The 21,861-nt window shown below is 71.3% G+C and carries 16 protein-coding genes and 1 other RNA gene; 13 read left to right on the forward strand and 4 right to left on the reverse strand.

Annotation, left to right across the window (positions count from 1 at the left end; translation table 11 throughout):
- Window positions 1-77: 77 nt before the first annotated feature.
- The 3 genes from AB0K82_RS10585 (at window position 78) to AB0K82_RS10595 (ending at window position 7,047) form a co-directional block, all read left to right on the forward strand.
- On the forward strand, window positions 78-5,009 hold the full coding sequence (locus AB0K82_RS10585; RefSeq protein WP_364395140.1) for an NAD-glutamate dehydrogenase: 4,932 nt from the start codon (window positions 78-80) through the stop codon (window positions 5,007-5,009).
- 120 nt (window positions 5,010-5,129) lie between these two features.
- A complete protein-coding gene (locus AB0K82_RS10590) occupies window positions 5,130-6,041 on the forward strand; it encodes a hypothetical protein (RefSeq protein ID WP_364395142.1) in 912 nt (303 codons plus the stop codon).
- Between the two features lie 49 nt (window positions 6,042-6,090).
- Window positions 6,091-7,047, forward strand: coding sequence for a hypothetical protein (locus tag AB0K82_RS10595; RefSeq protein ID WP_364395144.1), 957 nt, complete (start codon window positions 6,091-6,093; stop codon window positions 7,045-7,047).
- Window positions 7,048-7,049: 2 nt separating this feature from the next.
- Here AB0K82_RS10595 and AB0K82_RS10600 read toward each other — a convergent pair whose 3' ends face one another.
- On the reverse strand, window positions 7,050-8,093 hold the full coding sequence (locus AB0K82_RS10600; RefSeq protein ID WP_364395146.1) for a hypothetical protein: 1,044 nt from the start codon (window positions 8,091-8,093) through the stop codon (window positions 7,050-7,052).
- 140 nt (window positions 8,094-8,233) lie between these two features.
- Here AB0K82_RS10600 and prfB point away from each other — a divergent pair, with 140 nt between their 5' ends.
- Window positions 8,234-9,352 carry a peptide chain release factor 2 gene (prfB, locus tag AB0K82_RS10605; protein ID WP_364395148.1) on the forward strand — a complete coding sequence of 373 codons (1,119 nt, stop codon included), beginning with the start codon at window positions 8,234-8,236 and terminating at the stop codon, window positions 9,350-9,352.
- 114 nt (window positions 9,353-9,466) lie between these two features.
- Here the strand turns inward: prfB and AB0K82_RS10610 are convergent, their stop codons facing one another.
- Window positions 9,467-9,652, reverse strand: a complete 186-nt coding sequence (locus AB0K82_RS10610) for a hypothetical protein (protein WP_345353540.1) — start codon at window positions 9,650-9,652, stop codon at window positions 9,467-9,469.
- Between the two features lie 266 nt (window positions 9,653-9,918).
- Between AB0K82_RS10610 and ftsE the strand changes: the two genes are divergently transcribed.
- The 6 genes from ftsE (at window position 9,919) to ssrA (ending at window position 16,027) form a co-directional block, all read left to right on the forward strand.
- Window positions 9,919-10,617: a cell division ATP-binding protein FtsE gene (ftsE, locus tag AB0K82_RS10615; protein ID WP_364395150.1), complete on the forward strand. Its 699-nt coding sequence runs from the start codon at window positions 9,919-9,921 to the stop codon at window positions 10,615-10,617.
- A 110-nt stretch (window positions 10,618-10,727) separates the two neighbouring features.
- The gene (gene ftsX / locus AB0K82_RS10620; protein WP_364395152.1) at window positions 10,728-11,633 is read left to right on the forward strand and encodes a permease-like cell division protein FtsX; all 906 of its coding nucleotides are present in this window, start codon (window positions 10,728-10,730) and stop codon (window positions 11,631-11,633) included.
- Window positions 11,634-11,688: 55 nt separating this feature from the next.
- Entirely contained in the window at window positions 11,689-12,879 is a 1,191-nt protein-coding gene (locus AB0K82_RS10625) for a S41 family peptidase (protein WP_364395154.1), read from the forward strand.
- A 4-nt stretch (window positions 12,880-12,883) separates the two neighbouring features.
- The gene (gene smpB, locus AB0K82_RS10630; protein ID WP_364395156.1) at window positions 12,884-13,357 is read left to right on the forward strand and encodes an SsrA-binding protein SmpB; all 474 of its coding nucleotides are present in this window, start codon (window positions 12,884-12,886) and stop codon (window positions 13,355-13,357) included.
- Between the two features lie 2 nt (window positions 13,358-13,359).
- Window positions 13,360-15,237, forward strand: a complete 1,878-nt coding sequence (locus AB0K82_RS10635; RefSeq protein ID WP_364395158.1) for a penicillin-binding transpeptidase domain-containing protein — start codon at window positions 13,360-13,362, stop codon at window positions 15,235-15,237.
- Window positions 15,238-15,652: 415 nt separating this feature from the next.
- Window positions 15,653-16,027: a transfer-messenger RNA gene (gene ssrA / locus AB0K82_RS10640) on the forward strand.
- Between the two features lie 198 nt (window positions 16,028-16,225).
- On the opposite strand, the gene AB0K82_RS10645 is transcribed toward ssrA, so the two are convergent.
- Together AB0K82_RS10645 and AB0K82_RS10650 are read right to left on the reverse strand one after the other, a co-directional pair.
- The gene (locus tag AB0K82_RS10645) at window positions 16,226-16,978 is read right to left on the reverse strand and encodes a glucose 1-dehydrogenase (protein WP_364395160.1); all 753 of its coding nucleotides are present in this window, start codon (window positions 16,976-16,978) and stop codon (window positions 16,226-16,228) included.
- A gap of 150 nt (window positions 16,979-17,128) precedes the next feature.
- On the reverse strand, window positions 17,129-18,043 hold the full coding sequence (locus AB0K82_RS10650) for a LysR family transcriptional regulator (RefSeq protein WP_364395162.1): 915 nt from the start codon (window positions 18,041-18,043) through the stop codon (window positions 17,129-17,131).
- 114 nt (window positions 18,044-18,157) lie between these two features.
- On the opposite strand from AB0K82_RS10650, the gene AB0K82_RS10655 reads away from it, so the two are divergent.
- The 3 genes from AB0K82_RS10655 to AB0K82_RS10665 all read left to right on the forward strand — a co-directional run bounded on the left by AB0K82_RS10655 (window position 18,158) and on the right by AB0K82_RS10665 (window position 21,842).
- A complete protein-coding gene (locus tag AB0K82_RS10655) occupies window positions 18,158-18,865 on the forward strand; it encodes a DUF475 domain-containing protein (RefSeq protein WP_364395163.1) in 708 nt (235 codons plus the stop codon).
- 104 nt (window positions 18,866-18,969) lie between these two features.
- A complete protein-coding gene (locus AB0K82_RS10660) occupies window positions 18,970-20,343 on the forward strand; it encodes a deoxyribodipyrimidine photo-lyase (RefSeq protein WP_364395165.1) in 1,374 nt (457 codons plus the stop codon).
- Window positions 20,340-21,842, forward strand: a complete 1,503-nt coding sequence (locus tag AB0K82_RS10665) for an SDR family oxidoreductase (RefSeq protein ID WP_364395167.1) — start codon at window positions 20,340-20,342, stop codon at window positions 21,840-21,842. Before AB0K82_RS10660 ends, AB0K82_RS10665 begins: the two co-directional genes overlap by 4 nt.
- Window positions 21,843-21,861: the final 19 nt, after the last annotated feature.

Below are 21,861 nucleotides of genomic sequence, written 5' to 3' on the forward strand. Positions count from 1 at the left end.
GGTCGCCGTCCGAGACCGCGTGAAGCACTGGATTCTTGAAGGTACTGAGGGAGACTTGAGATGAGGGGCGAGGGCGCATGAGCGCGAGTGCCAACGTCAACGGCACCGGTGGACTCGACGACGCCAAGGACGAACTGCTGGTCCGTGCGGCGCAGGCGTGCACGCACACGCCGGGGGTGCGGCAGGACGCCGGGGACACCCTCGGCTATCTCCGGCTGTACTACCGTCATGTCGCGCCGGAGGACCTGCTGGACCGCGACCCGGTGGACGTGTGCGGCCCGGCGATGGTGCACCGGCACCTCGGCGAGGAGCGGCCGCAGGGACGCGCCATGGTGCGCGCGTTCACGCCGACGATCGAGGAGTACGGCTGGGATCCCGGGCACAGCGTCGTGCAGGTGGTCACCGACGACATGCCCTACCTCGTCGACTCGGTGGTCATGGAGCTCAACCGGCACCGGCTCGCGACGCACCTGATCGTTCACCCGCAGTTGAAGGTCACCCGTGACGTGACCGGGAGCCTCCAGACGGTCGGCGAGGGCGACGGCCTCGTGCTGGAGGAGTCCTGGATCCACATCGAGATCGACCGGCAGAGTGATCGCGTGCTGCTGGACGAGCTCGAGGCCGACCTGCGGCGGGTGCTGGGCGACGTACGCGCCGCCGTCGAGGACGAGCAGAAGATGCGCGCGCTGGCGGGCGCGATCGCGGTCGAGGTGAACGAGAAGCGGCCGCCGCTGCCGGACCGGGAGATCATCGACGGCGTCGAGCTGCTGGACTGGCTGGCCGACGACCACTTCACCTTCCTCGGCTACCGCGAGTACAAGCTGGAGGACGGCCCGGACGGCGAGCAGTTGCGCGCGATCCCCGGCACCGGCCTGGGCATCCTGCGGTCCGACCAGGCGGAGTCGACGAGCTTCGCGTCCCTGCCGCAGCAGGTGCGGTCGAAGGCGCGGGAGCCGCAGCTGCTGATCCTCACCAAGGCGAACTCCCGCGCGACCGTGCACCGCTCCGCGTACCTGGACTACGTGGGGGTCAAGAAGTTCGGCGACGGCGGGGAGGTCGTCGGCGAGCGGCGCTTCCTCGGGCTGTTCACCCACACCGCCTACAGCGAGAGCATCGAGCACATCCCGGTGCTGCGGCACAAGGTGGAGGAGGTCCTGTACCGCGCCGGGCTCGCCGCCGACAGCTACGACGGCAAGGACCTCATCGAGATCCTCGAGACCTACCCCCGCGACGACCTCTTCCAGATCTCCGTCGACGAGCTGCTGCCGATCGCGCTCGGCGTGCTGCGGCTGCGGGAGCGCAAGCAGCTCAAGCTGTTCGTCCGCAAGGACGAGTACGGCCGGTACATGTCGTGCCTGGTCTTCCTGCCCCGCGACCGGTACACCACGCAGATCCGGCTGCGCATCCAGGAGATCCTGCTGCGGGCGTACGACGGCGTCTCCGTCGACTACAGCGCGATGGTCGGCGACTCGATCCTCGCCCGGCTGCACGTCGTCGTCCGCGGGGAGCGGGGCCGCCCGCTGCCCCAGGTGGACCCGGCCGAGCTGGAGCGGCGCCTGATCGCCGCGACCCGGTCGTGGACCGACGACCTCGCCGAGGCGATCGTCCAGCAGTGCGGCGAGGAGCAGGCGAGCGCGCTCACCCGGCGCTACACCGAGGCGTTCCCGGAGGGCTACAAGGCCGACTTCCCCGCCCGGACGGCGTGCGCCGACCTCACCCGGCTGGAGGCGCTCTCCGAGCCCGGTGAGATCTCGATCAACCTGTACGAGCCGTACGACGCGCAGGCCGGCGAGCGCCGCCTGAAGATCTACCGGCTCGGCCCGCCGATCTCGCTGTCCCAGATCCTGCCGCTGCTGCAGGAGATGGGCGTCGAGGTCATCGACGAGCGGCCGTACGAGATCGCCCGGGCCGACGGGCGGGAGTCGTGGATCTACGACCTGGGCCTGCGGTACGACCCGTCGCCCGACGTGCACGAGACCGAGGTCAAGGAACTCTTCCAAGAGGCCTTCCAGGCGCTCTGGGACGGCAAGGTGGAGAGCGACCGGTTCAACGCGCTGGTGCTGCGCGCGGGGCTGGACTGGCGGTCCGCCATGGTGCTGCGCGCGTACGCCCGCTACCTGCGGCAGACCCGGACCACCTTCAGCGAGCGGTACATCGAGGAGGTGCTCGTCGCCAACCCGCGCGTCGCCCGCCTCCTGGTCCGGCTGTTCGAGGCGCGGCTGGACCCGCGGCTCAACCACGCCGGCGACGACCGGTCCCGCGCCGCCCACGAGGAGCTCGCCGCGGCCATCACCGAGGAGATCGAGGGCGCGCTCGACGCGGTCTCCAGCCTGGATGAGGACCGCATCCTCCGCAGCTACCTGGCGATGATCCGCGCCACGCTGCGCACCAACCACTACCAGCGGACCGCCGACGGCAGGCCGAAGCCGTACCTGTCGCTGAAGTTCGACCCCGCGGCGATCCCGGATCTGCCGCAGCCGCGGCCGAAGTTCGAGATCTTCGTGTACTCGCCGCGCCTGGAGGGCGTGCACCTGCGGTTCGGGTCGGTGGCCCGCGGCGGGCTGCGCTGGTCCGACCGCAAGGAGGACTTCCGCACCGAGATCCTCGGCCTGGTCAAGGCGCAGGCGGTGAAGAACACCGTCATCGTCCCGGCGGGCGCCAAGGGCGGGTTCGTCTGCAAGCAACTGCCGGACCCGAGCGACCGTGAGGCGTTCCTCGCCGAGGGCGTCGCGTCGTACAAGCAGTTCATCAGCGGCCTGCTGGACATCACCGACAACCTCGTCGGGGGAGAGGCGGGGGCGGGCGCCCGTAAGGGGGCCGGCCAGATGCACGTCGTTCCGGCGCCGGACGTCGTCCGGCACGACGGGGACGACACCTACCTCGTCGTGGCCGCCGACAAGGGCACCGCGACGTTCTCCGACATCGCCAACCAGGTCGCCGCGTCATACGGCTTCTGGCTGGGCGACGCGTTCGCCTCCGGCGGCTCGGTCGGCTACGACCACAAGGCGATGGGCATCACCGCGCGCGGCGCGTGGGAGTCGGTGAAGTACCACTTCCGCGGCCTCGGCGTGGACGTCCAGAACGAGGACTTCACCGTCGTCGGCATCGGCGACATGTCCGGTGACGTGTTCGGCAACGGCATGCTGCTGTCCGAGCACATCAAGCTGGTCGCCGCGTTCGACCACCGGCACATCTTCCTCGACCCGGACCCCGACCCGGCGACGTCGTTCCAGGAGCGCACGCGGATGTTCGCGCTGCCGCGCAGCTCCTGGGCCGACTACGACACCTCGCTGATCTCCAAGGGCGGCGGCGTGCACCCGCGCACCGCCAAGAAGATCTCGATCACCCCGCAAGTGCGCGAGGCGCTCGGCATCGACGACGGCATCGTGGCGATGACCCCGCACGAGCTGATCCACGCGATCCTGTGCGCCCCCGTCGACCTGCTCTGGAACGGCGGCATCGGCACGTACGTCAAGGCCACGGCCGAGAACAACGCCGACGTCGGCGACCGGGCCAACGACGGGCTGCGCGCCGACGCCACCGAGCTGCGCTGCAAGGTGATCGGCGAGGGCGGCAACCTGGGTCTCACCCAGCGCGCCCGGATCGAGTTCTCCCTCGGCGGCGGACTGGTGAACACCGACTTCATCGACAACTCCGCCGGGGTGGACACCTCCGACCACGAGGTCAACATCAAGATCCTGCTCGACCAGGTCGTCCGCGACGGCGAGCTGACCCGCAAGCAGCGGGACGCGCTGTTCCTCCAGATGACCGACGAGGTCGCCGACCTGGTGCTGCGCGACAACTACCAGCAGAACGTCGTGCTCGCCGCCGCCCGCAGGCAGGCCTCGTCCATGCTGCACGTGCACGCGCGCCACATGCGCAAGCTCGAGCGGGACGGCAAGCTGAAGCGGCGGCTGGAGGACCTGCCCGACGACAAGGCCCTCGCCGAGCGGCGGCAGGCGGGCCTCGGCCTCACCGGCCCGGAGTTCGCCACGCTCCTCGCCTACAGCAAGCTGACGCTGGAGGAGGAGATCCGGGCCTCCGACCTGCCGGACGACCCGCACCTGGCCACCCGGCTCGTGGAGTACTTCCCCACGCCGCTGCGGGAGCGGTTCCGGGACTACATGGACCGGCACCCGCTGCGCCGGGAGATCATCTCCACGTCCGTCGTGAACAGCCTGGTCAACAACAGCGGCACGACGTTCGCGTTCCGGATGAACGAGGAGACCGGCGCCTCCTCCTCCGACATCGCCCGCGCCTACCTGGTGGCGCGCGCGGTGTTCGACATGCCGCGGTTCTGGGGCTCGGTGGACGCCCTGGAATCCCAGGTCGACACCGCCACGCAGATCCGGATGCGCCTCGAGGCGCGCAAGCTGACCGAACGCGGCGCCCGCTGGCTGCTGCACAACCGGCGGATGCCGTTCGACCTGAAGGAGACGGTCGACTTCTTCGCCGGGGGCGCGGCCATCCTCGCGCCGCAGTTGCCGAAGCTGCTCATCGGCCGGGACCTGGAGGGCTTCGAGGAGCGGCGCGACCGCTTCGCCGAGGACGGGGTGCCGGGCGAACTGGCCGAGCAGGTCGCGATCATGGTGCCCGCCTACTCCACCTTCGACCTGGTGGAGATCGCGACCAGCACGGGACGTTCGCTCGAGGAGGCCGCCGAGGTCTACTTCGACCTGGCCGACCGCCTGCAGATCGCCCGGCTGCGCGAGCGCGTCATCGCGCTGCCGCGCGACGACCGCTGGCAGTCGATGGCCCGATCGGCGCTGCGCGACGACCTGTACGCCGCGCACGCGGCCCTCGCCCGCGACGTGCTGGTCACCAGCGAGCCCGGCGCGGATCCGGAGGAACGCCTGGCGATCTGGGCCGAGAAGAACAGCGCCGCCGTCTCACGCGCGGCACAGACCCTCGGGGAGATCTGGGAGAGCGACAGCTTCGGCATCGCGACCCTGTCGGTGGCGCTGCGCGCGATCCGCACGCTCGTGACGGCCAGCACGCTGCCCGGCTGACCCGGCGGCGGAGGACGCCCGGGAGGACGCCCCGGGCGACCGCCGGGGCGTCCTCCCCAGCCGGAGATTCTTTACGGATTCGTACAGTGACCGAATGATCACTGTGCGAATCTGGTCCGCATGCTTCGACACCTCACCGCCCTGACGGTCGTCCTGCTGCCCTTGGCCGCGTGCGGCGGCTCGCCGGCGATCGCCGCGCCCGCCGTGCCCAAGGACCGGGCCGCGCAGCTGCTCGCCCACTATCAGTCCGTCAACAACCGGGCCAACGGCTCGTCCGACGAGAAGCTGCTGGCCACCGTCGAGACCGGCGCCCAGCTCGACATGGACCGCGCCGAGTACCGGCGGCGCACGGCGGCCGGGGAGAAGTACGCGCCCTTCGTCTACAGCGCCCCGGCCTACTACATCCCCCGGGAGACGGGGTTCCCCAAGTGGTTCGCGGTCGTCGCCACGGCCGGCAGGACCCGGCACGCCCTGGTCTTCACCCAGGAGCGGCCCGGTGGCCCCTGGCTCCTCACCGCCGACCCGTTCCCCGCCGCGACGATCACCGGCGTCGCGCTGGACAAGGACGGCTACGCCACCGCGGTCGCGCCCGACGACGGCAAGACGGCGCCCGCGCCCGGGAAGGTCGCCGCGGTGCACGCCGCCACGCTGACCCGCGGCACGTCCGGCATGGCGCCCGGGCCGTACACCACCCAGGCGCACGACGCGCTGGTCAAGGCGGAGTCCGCGCTCAAGCGCCGCGGCGTGACGCTCACCTCCGACTTCCGGCCGGACCGGCAGCAGGCGTTCGCGCTGCGCACCACCGACGGCGGCGCCCTCGTCTGGTACGTCGTGCGGCAGAGCGAGAGCTACGACCTGGCCAAGCCGGGGCTGATCGGGAACGGCGGCGACCTGGCCGGTCTGATCAACGGCAAGGTCCGCCGGCACCTGGACACGACCGCGCTGACCCAGTACCTCGCCGTGGTGCCCCCGCAGGGCGCCGCCCAGGTCGTCGGAAGCTACCGCAAGGCGATCCAGGCGACCGCCTCCTAGCGGAGCCGCCCACCGTGCGGCGGTACGTCCGTGATGTCAGAATTCGGGCATGCGTCACCGCCGTGTCGCGCCGGCCGTGCTGGCGATCCTCCTGCTCGCCGGGTGCCAGGACGGTCACGGCGACGCCGGCGACGCCGCCGGTGACACCGCCGCCCCCGCCGTCTCGGCCGACGCGGCCGCGCAGGTCCTCGCCGCCTACGTCCGCCACTACAACCGGGCGGTCACGGCGGGCGACGCGAAGGAGTGGCGCGCGGTGGGCACCGACGCGCTCGGTGCCACCGCCGAGGCCACCCTGCGCCTCGGCGGCGGACGGCCGCCGCGCACCGGAGCGATCTCCCTGCGCAATCCCGTGATGTACGTCCCGCGGCTGCGCGGCCTGCCCCGGTGGTTCGCGGTGTCGGCGCTGGAGCGGCGCGGCGGCGCCGAACGGCCGATCTTCGCGGTGTTCTCGCAGCAGAGCGCGAAATCCGCGTGGCGGCTGTCGAGCCGGCTCTACTTCCACGGCCCGCCGCCCCGGATCGCCACGGACGAGCAGGGCTACGCCGTCGCGGTCGACCCGGACACCAGCACGCTGGCGACCACGCCGGCCGCGCTGCCGGCGGCGCACGGCGCGTACCTCGACCGCGGTGACGACGACACGATCAGACCGGGTGACACCGCCCGCGGGTGGCGGGCCGCCGCGGCCCGCCAGGAGAAGCAACTGCGCGACCACGACGTGGCCGTCACGGGCCGGTCGTCACCCACCGGATATCCGGTCTACGCGCTGCGGACCAGCGACGGCGGGGCCATCGTGAGCTACTCGCTGCGGCGGACGACGACCTACACGGCGACCGGCAGCGGTGACGTCACGGTGCTGCCCGCGGACGTCCGCGCCTACCTCCACGGCAGGACCGGGCACCGGGTGACGGCCGCCTGGTTCTGGCGGGCCGTCGCCTATCTGCCGGTACGCGGCCGCGCGACCACGCTGATCGAGGCGTTCGACCTGTCCTCGGCCCAGGCGTCCTAGGACTACTTGGCCGGGACGGCCGCCTTGACGGTGCCGCCGTCGGCGCCGATGATCTGTGCCTTGACGGTGCCGTCATCCTTCTTGGGCTTGGCCGGGACCACCGCGACGTACTGCATCGTCTGGCTGACGTCGATCTCGTTCTTGACGGGGCCGGAGTTCAGGAACGGCACGGCGTCATCGGGGACCGGCAGGCGACCGGGCTTGCTCTTGCTCTTGGTGATGACCGTGTCGCGGCTGAGGGCGTACAGCACCAGCCCGCCGCCGTCCGCGGTCGCCAGCGGGAAGATCGGGAAGGAGGTCGCGGAGTACACGGAGCTGCCGCGCACCCCGGCCTTCTTCTGCTTCTTGTTCTTCATCGCCTTCTGGTCCGCGGTGTAGTAGCCGGTGGTGTACTTCCCGGCGCGCATGACCTGGGCGGCGACGTTCTGCGGGCCCTCCTCGGCGAGCGTCGCCTGGATCGACGGCACCAGCCGTGGCGGGATCAGCAGGGCGTTGTCGAAGGTGGCCAAAGCCTTGGCGTAGCCCTCGGAGTCCACCGTGATCTTCGGCTGCTTCTGCTTGTCGTCCAGCACGGCGAGCAGGCTCAGCCGCCAGCGCTTGACCGCCTTGGACCGCAGGAAGCCCATGTACACGGCATGGGGGTCCTTGCCGTCCGCGGTCGTCCGGCGCGCGCTCACCACGAACCACTGCGGGCCCGTCAGCAACAGGCGCGGCACGTAGAAGACCGGTGACTCGTAGCGGTAGCGGGGGACCGGGTCGCCCGCGGCCACCGCCCGGCGGAACGCCGCGGCCGTGAGCTGCGACTGCCCCTCACTGGTCCACCACAGGGCGAGCCGCTCGTCTCCGCTGGCCCGGGCCACGTCGTCGTTGTTCACGAACGAGTGGAACGCCTTGGCCGCGACGTCCGGCGTCAGCGGCTCGGGAGCGGGACTGCTCTCGGCGGCGACCGGGGTCGTCCGTACGGTGCGGTGTGGCTTGCCCGAGCACCCCGCGGCGGCGGTGATGGTGAGCACCGCCACGAGCGTGGACGTAACCGCCTTGTTCATGTACCCCGTGCCTTCGCTACAGCTATCGGGCAGAGTATGCCAGGGATCTCTGACCGCCTCTTGGCGCGGTCCGGTTCCGGGGTCGGGAAGACCGACGGAGCGCGTACGCGGAGAGTACGGGCACGGGTAGGCTTTCGAACGTGGCAGCCATGGATCCCTCTGAAGAGATGAAGGAGCTCGGCTCGATGCTCACCGGCATCGAGACCGTCCTCGACCTCGACACGATGCGTCGTGACATCGCTGAGCTACGCGACCAGGCTGCCGACCCCGACCTGTGGAACGACCAGGACCGCGCCCAGCAGGTGACCCGGCGGCTGTCCTACCTCGAGGGTGAGCTCGGCAAGGTCGAGGGGCTGCGCAGCCGGCTCGACGACGCCGCCGTGCTGTTCGAGCTGGCCTCGGAGGAGGGCGACGACGACACCCGCGGCGAGGCGGAGCGGGAGCTCGGCACGCTCCGCAAGGAGATCGAGCAGCTTGAGGTCCGCACCCTCATGTCCGGGGAGTACGACGCCCGTGAGGCGCTGATCACGATCAACTCGCAGGCCGGCGGCGTGGACGCCGCCGACTTCGCGCAGATGGTGCAGCGGATGTACATCCGGTGGGCCGAGCGCCACGGCTACCCCACCGAGGTCTACGAGACCTCCTACGCCGAAGAGGCCGGCATCAAGTCGACGACCTTCACGGTCAAGTCGCCGTACGCCTACGGCACGCTGCGCGGCGAGCACGGCACCCACCGCATGGTCCGGATCTCCCCGTACGACAACCAGGGCCGCCGGCAGACCTCGTTCGCCGGCGTGGACGTGGTGCCGGTGGTGGAGCAGACCGACCACGTCGACATTCCCGAGGACGAGCTGCGCATCGACGTCTACCGGTCGAGCGGCCCCGGCGGACAGGGCGTCAACACCACCGACTCGGCGGTGCGGATCACCCACCTGCCGACCGGCATCGTCGTCTCCTGCCAGAACGAACGCAGCCAGCTGCAGAACCGCGCGACCGCGATGTCGGTGCTGCAGGCCAAGCTCCTGGAGCGCAAGCGGCAGGAGGAGGCCGAGCGGATGAACGAGCTGCGCGGCGAGACGACGAGCTCCTGGGGTACGCAGATCCGTAACTACGTGCTGCACCCGTACCAGATCGTCAAGGACCTGCGCACGGGCGTCGAGGCGGGCAACCCCACGGCGGTCCTCGACGGCGACATCGACGAGTTCATCGAGGCCGAGATCCGCTGGATGCGCCGCCGCGAGGCCGGCGAGCAGGACTGACCGACCGCGCGCTCGGCCCGTCGGTGACCGGCGGCCGGGCGGCGGGCCGGGGCGACCCACCGCTCAGCGGTCCGTGGTGATCCAACGCTCGGCGGGCCGGGGCGGCCCACCCGTTCAGTGCAGGCCCAGCTTGAGCGCGATCAGCAGCGTCAGCGCCAGGATCAGGGCGCCGATCACGATGGGGGACAGGCCGAACGGCCCGGTACGGTGCACCTCCGCCCGCGCCGCGCGGCACGCGGGGCAGCGCCCCTCGACGACGGGGCCCGAGCATCGCGCGCAGATCAGATGTTCGCAGCTCATCCGGCTCCTTCCTGAACGTTCGGCGGGAATCCGTTCAGCCTAAGCGCTCCTGGCCGGTGGCCCGCCGTCTTCGGCGGCGGGTGTCCGTGATGCCTGGTTGCTTTTCCTCGGTGTACCCAAGTTGGACGATCCATGCCAGTCTCCCCCCTAGACTGCTGCTTGGCCAATCGGCCCGCCAAGCCGGGAAGCCGCGGCAGGACGTCTGTCGACGAAAAGACAGTCGTCGCCGTCCCCCAGCCCCTAGACTGGCACGTCGTGATGCAGCCGTGATCCACTTCGATAACGTCACCAAGGTCTATTCGCACCAGAGTCGACCGGCCCTGCAGGGTGTCAACGTGGCCGTGGAGAAGGGCGAGTTCGTCTTTCTCGTCGGGCCTTCCGGGTCCGGCAAGTCGACGTTCCTGCGCCTGATCCTCAAGGAGGAGAGGCCGACCCAGGGCGGTATCCAGGTCGCCGGCAAGGATCTGAGCCGACTGAGCAACTGGAAGGTCCCGCACCTGCGCCGCCGCATCGGCTGCGTGTTCCAGGACTTCCGGCTCCTCCCCAACAAGAACGTCTACGAGAACGTCGCGTTCGCCCTCGAGGTGATCGGCAAGCCGCGGCGCTTCATCCGTAAGGTGGTCCCGGAGGTCATCGACCTGGTCGGCCTCGAGGGCAAGGGCCACCGGATGCCCGACGAGCTGTCCGGCGGCGAGCAGCAGCGCGTCGCGATCGCGCGGGCGTTCGTCAACCGGCCGATGATCCTGCTGGCCGACGAGCCGACGGGGAACATCGACCCGGCGACCAGCATCGGCATCATGAAGGTGCTCGACCGGATCAACCGGACCGGCACGACCGTCGTGATGGCGACGCACGACGCGGCGATCGTCGACGCGTTCCGCAAGCGAGTGGTCGAGCTGGAGGACGGCCGCGTCGTGCGCGACCAGTCGCGCGGCGTCTACGGCCAGGCGTACGGCGGCGTCTGAGCCGACCGTCGGCCAGGCGTAGCAGACCCGGCCAGGCGCACGGCGGCGTTCGGTAGATCGCGCCGCCGCGCCGACACGACCAACACCCGGACGACCAAGGACAGCGAGGCATGCGGGTACAGTTCGTTTTTCAGGAGATCTGGATCGGTCTCCGTAGGAACCTCACGATGACCATCGCGCTCGTCGTCACCGTCGCGATCGCGATGGCGCTGTTCGGCACCGGTGTGCTGCTGAAGATGCAGGTCGACAAGTCCAACAACTACTGGTCGGACAAGGTCGAGGTATCGATCTACCTGTGCAACAAGCTCAGCGCCAACACGAACTGCCACAAGAGCGAGCCGTCGGCCGATCAGAAGGCCGAGATCAAGAAGCAGCTCGAGGGCATGCCGCAGGTCGCGAAGGTCCAGCAGGAGACGGCGCGGGAGGCGTACGAGCGCGCCAAGGAGCAGTTCAAGGACAGCCCGGGCATCGCCGGCTCGATCCAGCCCGGTGACATCCCCGACTCCTTCCGGGTGAAGCTCAAGGACCCGAAGAACTTCGCGGCGGTGGTCGCGCAGATGAGCAACCGGCCTGGTGTCGATCAGGTCGTGAACGAACGCGCCATCCTGGAGAAGTTCTTCAAGATCCTCGGTGGCCTGCAGTGGGCGGCGCTGACGATCGCCGCGATCCAGCTCATCGCGGCGGTGCTCCTGGTGGCCAACACCATCCGCCTGTCGGCGTTCAACCGGCGGCGGGAGACCGGCATCATGCGGCTGGTCGGCGCCTCGAACATCTACATCCAACTGCCGTTCGTCCTCGAGGGCGCGATCGCGGGCCTCGTCGGCGGCGTGTTCGCCGCGATCCTGTTGAGCTTCTCGAAGGTCTTCCTGCTCGGCAGGCTGCAGAAGAACCTGCAGTTCGCGACGCCACTGGGCTGGGTCGACGTGACGGGGGTCATCGTCGCCTCGATGTGCTTCGGCATCCTGCTCTGCGCCCTGGCGTCGTTCCTCACCCTGCGCCGGTACCTCAAGATCTGACGCTGCTGCCGGCGATATGCCGGTCCGGTGATCAGGCCGCTCGTAGAATCCTCGCATGCCCCGGCTGACCGGTCGTGTGCTCCGCGGGGCGGCCGCCGTCGCCGCTCTGGCGTTCGCGTACGTCCTGGGCGCCGGGTCGGGCGGGACGCGCACCCACGCGTCGGCACGGCGGGATCCGCTCCGGCGGGGCTCCTGGCCGGCCGCGCGTGCGGTCGAGCCGGCGATGGCCGATCCCGCGCGGGCCGGATCGGATCGGGACTCGGACCCGGAGCGGGAACGCGCCGTGGTCGAGCGGGCGCTGCGCCGTCTCGGCGACCGGTGGGCGCGGTTCTACTCGGCGGCGGAGTTCAGCGGCCTCGAGGCCACCCTGAACGGCTGGTACAGCGGCGTGGGCCTGTGGCTGGAGAAGATGGGGAACGACATCCGGATCGTCGGGGTCCAGCCCGGCTCGCCCGCCGAGCGCGCGGGCGTGCGCCCCGGCGACGTGGTCTCGGCGGTCGACGGCATCGCCACCCGCGACCTGACGGTCGCCACCGTGGCCGCGGCGCTGCGCGGCCGGCCCGCCACCGGGGTGGGCCTCGCGGTGCGCCGCGACGGCGCGCCCCTGCGGTTCGCGCTCGTCCGGACGGCCCTGGCCTCTCACGACGTGAGCGCCTCCCTCACCGCCGACGGTGTGGTGGTGATCCGGATCGAGGCGTTCACGCGGGGAGTCGGACGTGAGGTGCGCGCGGCGGTGACCGGCCGGCCCAGGCGCCCCGGCGGTGTGCTGCTCGACCTGCGGGCGAACCCCGGCGGTCTGCTGGACGAGGCGGTCGACACCGCGTCGGTGTTCCTGCCGGGCGGCCTCGTGGCGACCTTCGAACGCGCCGGGACCCCGCCGGAGCGGCTCATGGCGGATCCGGGCGGTGACACCGCGGTGCCGCTCGTCGTCCTGGTCGACGGCGGCACGGCCAGCGCGGCCGAGATCGTCGCGGGCGCATTGCGTGATCGAGATCGCGCAGTGATCGTCGGATCGCGTACCTTCGGAAAGGGGTCGGTGCAGGAGCCGTTGCGGCTGGCCGACGGATCCGCGATCGAAGTAACCGTCGGTCGATACCGGACTCCGAGTGGCCGTAACCTCGATGGGTCCGGGATCGACCCCGACGTCGCGGTGAACGCGAACCGCCCACCCCGGGAGGCCGAGCGACGCGCGCTCACGGTCGTGCGCGGGCTGTCGGCCACCCTGCCGAAGAAGGACCGAGGCTGAGTCATTGCCACGCGAAGAGGGACGCAAACTGATCGCGCAGAACAAGCGCGCGCGTCACGATTACCACATAGAAGACACCTACGAGGCGGGCCTCGTGCTCATGGGCACTGAGGTGAAGTCGCTGCGCGCCGGACGGGCCAACCTCACGGACGGGTACGCTCTGATCCGCGACGGAGAGGCCTGGCTCGAGGGAGTGCACATTCCCGAATACACGATGGGGACGTGGACCAACCACGCGGCGCGTCGTCCCCGGAAGCTGCTGCTGCACCGGCGAGAGATCGGCAAGCTGATCGCCAAGACCAACGAGCCCGGCCGTACGCTGGTCCCGCTCGCCCTCTATTTCAAGGACGGCAAGGCCAAGGTGGAGATCGCGGTCGCGCGCGGTAAGCGCGAGTACGACAAGCGACAGGACATCGCCAAGCGGGACGCCGCCCGGGAGATGGAGCGGGCCCGCGCCGCACGGCTGCGGAGGCGCTGAGGGTGGCTATCCGACGGCTCCGGTCGGCGGCCGGACTGGCCGCGGCCCTGCTGGTCACGACCACGAGCGCGGGCTGCTTCGCCGAGCCCTCGCCGCTGCCGACGATCCGCGACTTCCTCGTGGCCTGGCAGAACGGCAACTACGGCACCGCCGCGAAGCAGACCGACGGCGACCGGACCAAGGTCGCGGCGGTCCTCGGCGCCGTGCCGTCCCAGCTCGACCTGGCGTCGCTGCACCTCGCGCTCGGCCGCGTGCGGCAGAACGGCGAGGACGCGACCGCCCAGTTCTCGGTCAGCATCGACCTGGGCGACGGCGGCCAGCCGTGGAGCTACGGCAGCTCGATGCGGCTGCACCGGACGAACGGCGAGTGGAAGGTCACCTGGAGTCCGTCGATCATCCACCCGCAGCTCGGCCCGGGTCAGCGGCTCGCGATCGTGACCGAGACGCCGACGCGTCAGCCCATCGTCGACAACAAGGCCAAGACGCTGCTCAAGAAGGTCCAGGTCGAGGTCTTCGGTGTGACGCCCGGCAGGCTCGCGAACCCCGATCAGACGCTCGGCCAGTTGTCGAAGATCACCCATCTGGACAAGGACCGCGTGATCGCCCACGTGCGGTCCGCGCCGCCGCAGAAGTTCCTGCCGCTCGTCACCCTTCAGATCCCCGCCCAGGCCGGCGACGCGGCCCAGCTCCGGCAGGTGCCGGGCGTCGAGGGGCAGACCAAGATGGCGTACGTCGCGCCGGCGGTCGCCGACGAGGTCGTCGGAAAGCTGGGACCGGCCACCGCCGAACGCCTCCAGCAGGTCGGCGCGCCGTACCAGCCCGGCGACACGATCGGCGTGTCCGGGCTGCAGGTGCTGGAACAGCGGAAGCTCGCCGGCACTCCCACCGTCAAGGTCGTGGCGCAGGACCCCTCGGGGTCCAATGGGAAGATCTTGAAGGAGGTCCTCGGCAACCCGAGTCAGCCGGTCGCCACGACGATCGACCGCACGACGCAGGTCGCCGCCGAGAACACCCTCAGGAAGGTCCCCTACGCGGCGTCCCTCGCCGCGATCGACCCGTCCACGGGCAAGATCCTCGCGGCGGCCGACAACACCGCCGCGCAGCACAAGAGCGACGCCGGTCAGTCCGGTGAGCCTTCACAGCCGAGCAGCGCCGCCCTGAACGGCCACTATCCGCCGGGAATGACGTTCAGCATCGTGACGACCCGGGCGCTCCTGCAGTACGGCCAGAAGATCGACTCGCCGCCGTGCAAGCAGGGTACGCAGAACATCGGCGGGGAGAATTTCACCTACCGCGGCAGGGTGGGCCGGGGGACCTTCAACTCCAACTTCGCCGTGAGCTGCACGACGGCGTTCGCCGCGCTGTACCGCAACATCGCCCCGCAGGATCTGCGTACCAGTGCGGCGCGCTTCGGGCTCGGCGCGCCGTGGACCCTGCCGGTGCCGTCGTTCTCCGGCTCGGTGCCGACGGCCTCCAGCACCGCCGAGCGTGCCGCCGAGATGGTCGGGCAGGGCAAGATCGAGGTCAGTCCGCTGTCGATGGCGCTGGTCGCCGGCGCGGTCGCGACCGGCACCTGGCGGCCGCCGCAGCTCCTGCAGGACTCCCCCCAGCGGATGCCGGCCCAGCCGCTGGACGCCTCCTCCGACGGGTTCACGATGCTGCAGAGCCTCATGAGCACGTCCGTCCGGAGCGGAGCCGCCCAGCAGGCGAAGGTCGCCGGCAGACCGGTGGCCGGTGTCACGGCGACGGTGCCGTACGGCAACGGCAAGGTCGTCTCGTGGTTCGTCGGATACCGGCAGGACGTGGCCTTCGCGATCGCCGTCGAGGGCAATAGGTCGGCGGCGAGCCTGGCCGCGACGTTCCTGAAGGCGAAGCACTGACTCGTGGCCACGGACGCTGCATCGACGTGAGGTGCGCCGGCAGGCCGTTGTGACCGGCGTGACGGCTTTGTCATTTCTTGACTCTCGGGCCGCAACCATCCGCGCGTGACCGGGCGTCTTAACAAGTGACTGAGACACCGCTTGGGGGGTTGCGGACTCAGTCGCCGTGATGAGACCAGAGCCTCGTCTCGGGGGAGGCTCTGTCGTCCGGACCGGCCCGACCCTGCCGGTCACCCCCGTGGGTGTGCCTAGTCCACACCCACGGGGGTCTCATCTTTCCGGCCCCCTGTCATGGCCCGGTCGAACCTCCACCGCCCGCCAGGAGTCCGCCGGCGGGAATCACGTTGGCATCGCCGGTGTTGAAGAGGTACGGTCGACGCGACGGGTGCCTCGGTGCCCGGTTGACAACTCAAGAGGGGGTGACCGGTTTCGACTTCGGTATGTCGAGACACGGGGAAGCGGGCCGAGGGTTGCGGTTGTGACCTCGTAAATCCTGTAACCGCAAAACAATAAGTGCCAACTCTAAGCGCACTCAGTTCGCCCTCGCCGCCTGAGGCTAGGTAGCGAACTTGTCAGCCCGGGACTGTCTCCGGCCCGGGACCTGGCATCGCTAGGAGACTCAACCTGCCACTCCGGCCGCGGGAGTGACAGGGAAACCTAACAGTGGCTGAGCCCGTCGGCGACACGCCTGCGTGAGCGCCGGGGCTGAGAAAACGACTAGCAGGCTGCGCCCGGAGAAGCCCTGTCTTGGTACTGAAGGACGCGGGTTCGATTCCCGCCACCTCCACTCGGGCCTGGGGCCGGTGTGGTCGGAAGCCTTGTGGCTTCCTTCCCCGCCGGCCCTTCGTCATTTCTTTCGGGGGGCGACCCCCCGAACCCCCCGAGGTGGGGGTTCCGCCTCCCACGGTCCCGGGTTCCGCCTCCCACGGTCCCGGGCTCCGCCCCTCACGGCCCCTTGTCGGTGGCCCTTCGGCTGTCTGTGCGGGGTTCAGCGGGTCAGGGCGCCGCCGTCGACGGGGAGCAGCACACCGTGGATGTAGGACGCCCCGTCCCCGGCGAGGAAGACCACGGCGGCGGCGATCTCGGCCGCGGTGCCGGGGCGCCGAGCGGGGTAGCCGCTCGCGGTGATCTCTTCCCACATCGGCATCTGCGCCGCGTTCAACTCGGTGGCGGTCGGCCCCGGCGCGACGGCGTTGACCCGGATGCCCCTGGGGCCGAGCTCCGCGGCCCACGACTTGGTCAGCGAGTGCAGCGCGGCCTTGCTCGCACCGTAGAGCGCGGTGCCCTCCTTGCCGTGGACGCCGCTGACCGAGCCGATGTTGACCACCGCGCCGGCGCCGCGTTCGACCATGCCGGGCGCCAGGGCGGCGGTGAGCAGGAACGGAGCCTTGACGTTGAGGCCGAGGGCCGCGTCGATCTGTTCCTCGGTCGCTTCCAGGAATGACTGCCCGGGCAGGATGTGGGCCGCGTTGTTGACCAGGATGTCGATGCGACCGCCCGCAGCGACCAGCGCGTCCTCGGCGAGGCCCCGGACGGCCTCACCGGTGGCCAGGTCGGCCTTGACGAATTCGGCGCGCCCGCCCTGCTCGCGGACGCGGCCGACGACCTCGGCGCCGCGTACGGCGTCCCGGCCGGTCACGACGACGAGCGCGCCCTCGCGCGCCAGCGCCTCGGCGATCGCCCGCCCGATCCCGCCGGTACCACCTGTGACGAGGGCGTGGCGCCCCTGCAACCGTGTCATGTCGATCTCCGAATGCGCTCGTTGGATGGAAGGTCCGGGCCGGTCCTTCCACCGTGGCCCCGCCGGGCACCGAAGATCCAATGAATGTTCCGCATGCGTTGATACGCCTCGCGTATGTCCGCGGCTCATCGCCGCCCTGCCACGCCCCGGTCAGTCGCCGGGGCGCGGTTCGACCGTCCCGGTGAGGTGGGCCCGGGCGTGCTCGCGGAAGGCGGCCACCAGCCGGTTGCGGTCGCCCGCGCGGGTGGCGAGCGCGACCTGGCACGGCTCGACACCCTCCAGGGCGATGGTGGTGAGGTCGGGGTGCTGGGTGGCGTGCCGGCTGGGCAGGATGCCCACGGCCTCGCCGGCGGCGATGACCTCGAACTTGTCCTCGACGGTCTCGACGAGCGGGCCGTCGGGGACCGGGCGTCCGTCGGGTCGCGGGTCGATGCGCCAGAATGCGCCCCAGACCGGGGGAGACTGCCGGACCCGCGGCACGGGTTCGTCGGCGATGTCGTCGAGGGTGACCGATTCCTTACCGGCCAGGCGGTGGTCGCGGGAGACCACGAGATAGCGAGGCTCGTCGTACAGGACCGTGACGCGCAGCCCGTCGGTCGGGAACGGCAGCCGGGCCACGACCGCGTCCACCCGGTGATCGAGCAGTGCCTTGTGCGGCTCGTTCCAGTCGACGTTCAGGGTGCGCACGTCGGCGTCCGGATCGCGGTGGCGCAACGCGCGCACCGCCGGGGTGATGTACAGACCCCTGGTATGGCCGATGGTGATCCGGCTGGGCCGGGCGGCGGCTCGGGCGGTCGCGGCGGCCCGGGCCGCCGCGCGCAGCAACTCGTTCGCGAGCGGCAGGAAGGCCTCCCCGGCCGCGGTGAGCCGGCTGCCCTGTCGGCCGCGATCGAACAGGCGCGCGCCCACCTGCCGCTCCAGACGGCGGATCTGCCGGCTCAACGACGGCTGGGTCGTGTGGAGGGTCTCGGCGGCGCGGCCGAAGTGCCGGTGCTCGGCGACGACGGCGAAGCACCGCAACAGCCGCAGGTCGAGGTCCGCCGGGGGGAGCGGCGAGTCGGGCACCCCACCAGCCTAACCCCCGGCTCTCGGCCGCCGTTGCGGGCCGATTCTCCCGCACGACCGTGCTCGTCCAAGCGTTTCTGTTGGGAACGCGGGCGGCCACAACCGGACTTGCCCATGGGTCTCCCACGCGCACAGTCTTCGGCGCGAGCACAAAAGCGGCTCTGCTACTCCACCCTGCTGGAGAGCGTTCACCCGCAGATCGTCGCGTTGGGGCTCGGCTTCATCGCCCTTGCCGTGATGTGGTTCTTCGTCGACAAGGGGAACCTCGCGTGGCTGGGGATGGAAAATCACATCAAGCGCCACGGCCGGCGTTACAAGGCCGGAGCGCTCGGTGGGGTCCTGCTCGTACTCGTCATCGGATCCCTCAAGTTCTCCTGGACGTTCCTGCTCCTCGGCGTGCTGGGCATGGCGGCCTTCGGGGCGATCAAGTTCAGTGAGCGCAGGAGTGAGGACCTCGGGCAGGAGCCCGGGGCCGGGGGAGGGAAGGGGTTCGCGCGAGTCGAGATGTTCGAGGCCGCGCTGTCGATCGACATGTGGGTCGGGACGTACTCGGCCACAAGTCACCTCGCCGACATCGTGCTCGGCGTGCTCGTCGGCGTCCTCGTCATGCGGATCCTCACGGTCAGCCTCGTCGAGAAGCTCGACGAGCTGCCCTACCTGCCCTCCGCGGCACACTGGAGCCTCGGGCTCCTCAGCGTCGCCTGGGTCATCGAGCTGTGGCTGCCGGCCATCGGCTCCGTGGTCGAGGTGGTGTGTCTCATCCCGTTGGTGGTGGGCTGGGGGCACTCGGTCCTCAGCCGACGCCGCCGACTCGCGCGGTGATCTGACCGCGGGGCGCCCCCGGCACGTGCCGGGGCCCCTCCCCGCCGCTCGGTCGTCCCGATTCGCGCGTTGGGGCGGGGCTGGGCGGGGAATGCCCACAAGTGATGTCCGTTGCGATCTGTCTCTTCACGGCCGACCTGCGGGTTCACGACAATCCGGTGGTGCGCGCGGCGTTGGACGCGGCGGATCAGGTGGTGCCGCTGTTCGTCGTCGACGACGGGGTGCGGGACGCCGGGTTCGCGGTTCCCAACCGGGCGGCCTTCCTCGCCGACTGCCTGGCGGATCTGGACGGCGCGCTGCGCGGCCGGGGCGGTCGCCTCGTGGTGCGCCGGGGTGACGTCGTGGCCGAGGTCGCGCGGGTGGCCGAGGAGACCGGGGCGGATTCGGTGCACCTGGCGCGGGACGTCAGCGCGTACGCGCAGCGGCGCGAGGCGCGACTGGGGCGCGTGCTGGAATCCTCCCGTCGGAGACTGTGCGTCCACGACTCCGTCACCGTCGTCGTCCCGCCGGGCGCGATCACTCCGGCGTCCCGTGGGCACTTCGCGGTCTTCACTCCCTACTTCCGGAAGTGGAGCGATGTTCCGGTACGCGAGCCGCTGGCCGCCCCGGACAAGGTGCCGGTCCCGGCCGTACGGTCCGAGCGCCTGCCGTCGGGCGCCGACCTGGCCGACGGCGCGCCCTCGCCCGTACTGCCGCGCGGCGGGGAGGACGAGGGGCGGCGGCGGGCGGCCGCCTGGCTGGACGGGCCGGTCACGCGGTACGCCGACCGGCATGACGATCTGGCCGGGGACGCCACGTCCCGGCTGTCGCCGTACCTCCACTTCGGGTGCCTGTCGGCCGTCGAACTGGTGCGCCGGGCGACCGCGGTGGGCGGTCCCGGCGCCACGGCGTTCGTACGGCAGGTGGCCTGGCGGGACTTCAACCGGCAGTTGCTCGCGGACCGCCCGGAGGCGGCGCGCGAGGACTACCGGCCCCGGGGTGACCGCTGGCGGACCGAGGAGGCGGCGGTCGCGGCCTGGCGGCGGGGGCGCACCGGATATCCGCTGGTCGACGCGGCGATGCGGCAGCTTGCGGAGCAGGGCTGGATGCACAATCGCGGGCGGCTGATCACGGCGAGCTTCCTGACCAAGATCATGTACGTCGACTGGCGGGTCGGCGCGCGGCACTTCCTCGACCTGCTGGTCGACGGGGACGTGGCGAACAACCAGCTCAACTGGCAGTGGGTGGCCGGGACCGGCGCCAGCACCCGGCCGAACCAGGTGATCGACCCGCTCGTGCAGGCGCGGCGGTTCGACCGGCGCGGCGACTATGTGCGCCGGTGGGTGCCGGAGCTCGCCGAGATCGAGGGCGCCGCCGTGCACCGCCCGTGGCTCCTGCCCGCGGAGGTGCGCCGTCGACTGGACTACCCGGATCCCGTGATCGATCTCGACGAGGGACGGGAACGGTTCCACCGGGCGCGGTCCGGGGGTGAGCGGTGAGCGGCGAGGACCGGGGACTGTGCCTGGTGACCGGGGCGACCGGGTACATCGGCGGCCGGCTGGTGCCCGAACTGCTCGGCGCCGGGTACCGGGTGCGGTGCCTGGCCCGCTCTCCCGAGCGGCTGCGCGCCCGGCCGTGGTTCGGGCGGGTGGAGGTCGTCCGCGCGGACGTCCTGGACGCGGCCGCGGTCCGGACGGCCCTCGAGGGGGTCTCGGTCGCGTACTACCTGGTGCACGCGCTCGGATCGGGTCCGGGCTTCGCGGAGCGGGACCGGCGGGCGGCGCGGACGTTCGGGGCGGCGGCCCTGGACGCGGGCGTCGGCCGGATCGTCTACCTGGGCGGGCCGGCCCCGGCCGAAGGCGGGCATCTCTCGGAGCACCTGCGGTCCCGGGCGGAGGTCGGCGCGATCCTCCTGGCGTCCGGCGTGCCGACGGCCGTGCTGCGCGCCGGGGTCGTGATCGGCTCCGGTTCGGCCTCCTTCGAGATGATGCGGTACCTCACCGAGCGGCTGCCGGTGATGGTGACCCCCCGGTGGGTGCGCACGCGCACGCAGCCCATCGCCGTGCGCGACGTGCTGTGGTACCTCGTCGGATGCGCGGCGCTGCCGCCGGCGGTGAACCGGACCTTCGACATCGGCGGCCCCGACGTGCTGACCTACGAGGAGATGATGCGCCGGTACGCGGCGCTGGCCGGGCTGCCGCGCCGCCTCGTCGTGCGGGTCCCCGTGCTCACCGCGCACCTGTCGAGCCTGTGGGTCGGCCTGGTCACCCCGGTGCCCGGCGGCCTGGCCCGGCCCCTGGTGGAGTCCCAGTCCAACGAGGTCGTCTGCCGGGAGCGCGACATCCGGCGGTTCGTGCCCGACCCGCCGGGCGGGCCGACCGGCTTCGACGACGCGGTGGGCCTGGCGCTCCGGCGTGCCCGCGAGGCCGAGGCCACGACCCCGGACTCGGCCGCCGCGCCGCCCAGCGACCCGTCGCCGGCCGACCCGGTGTGGGCGGGCGGCACCGTGTACGCCGACGTCCGCGAGTCGCCGGTCGCGGCGCCTCCGGACGTGCTGTGGCGGGTCATCGAGGGCATCGGCGGGGACGCCGGCTGGTACTCCTGGCGCACGGCCTGGGCGGTCCGGGGCGGCATCGATCGGCTGGTCGGCGGCGTCGGGAGGCACCGGGGGCGACGCGACCCGCACCGGCTGCGCGTCGGCGACGCGGTGGACTTCTGGCGGGTCGAGAAACTCGTCCCCGGCGCGTCGCTCCGCCTGCGGGCGGAGATGCGGCTGCCGGGCCTCGCCTGGCTGGAGCTGGGCGTCGAGGAGCGGGGCGGGCGGACCTGGTTCCGGCAGCGCGCGATCTTCCGTCCACACGGCCTGTTCGGCCATCTCTACTGGTGGGCGATCCGGCCGTGCCACGAGATCGTCTTCGGCGGGATGCTGCGGGGTGTCCGGCGCGCGGCCGAACGCGCGGCGACGCGCGCGCCGAGATCCGCCACGTACGCGCGGTGAGGGTGTCAGACGGTGTTCG

The sequence above is a fragment of the Actinoallomurus sp. NPDC052274 genome, assembly GCF_040679475.1.
Lineage (GTDB): Bacteria > Actinomycetota > Actinomycetes > Streptosporangiales > Streptosporangiaceae > Actinoallomurus > Actinoallomurus liliacearum.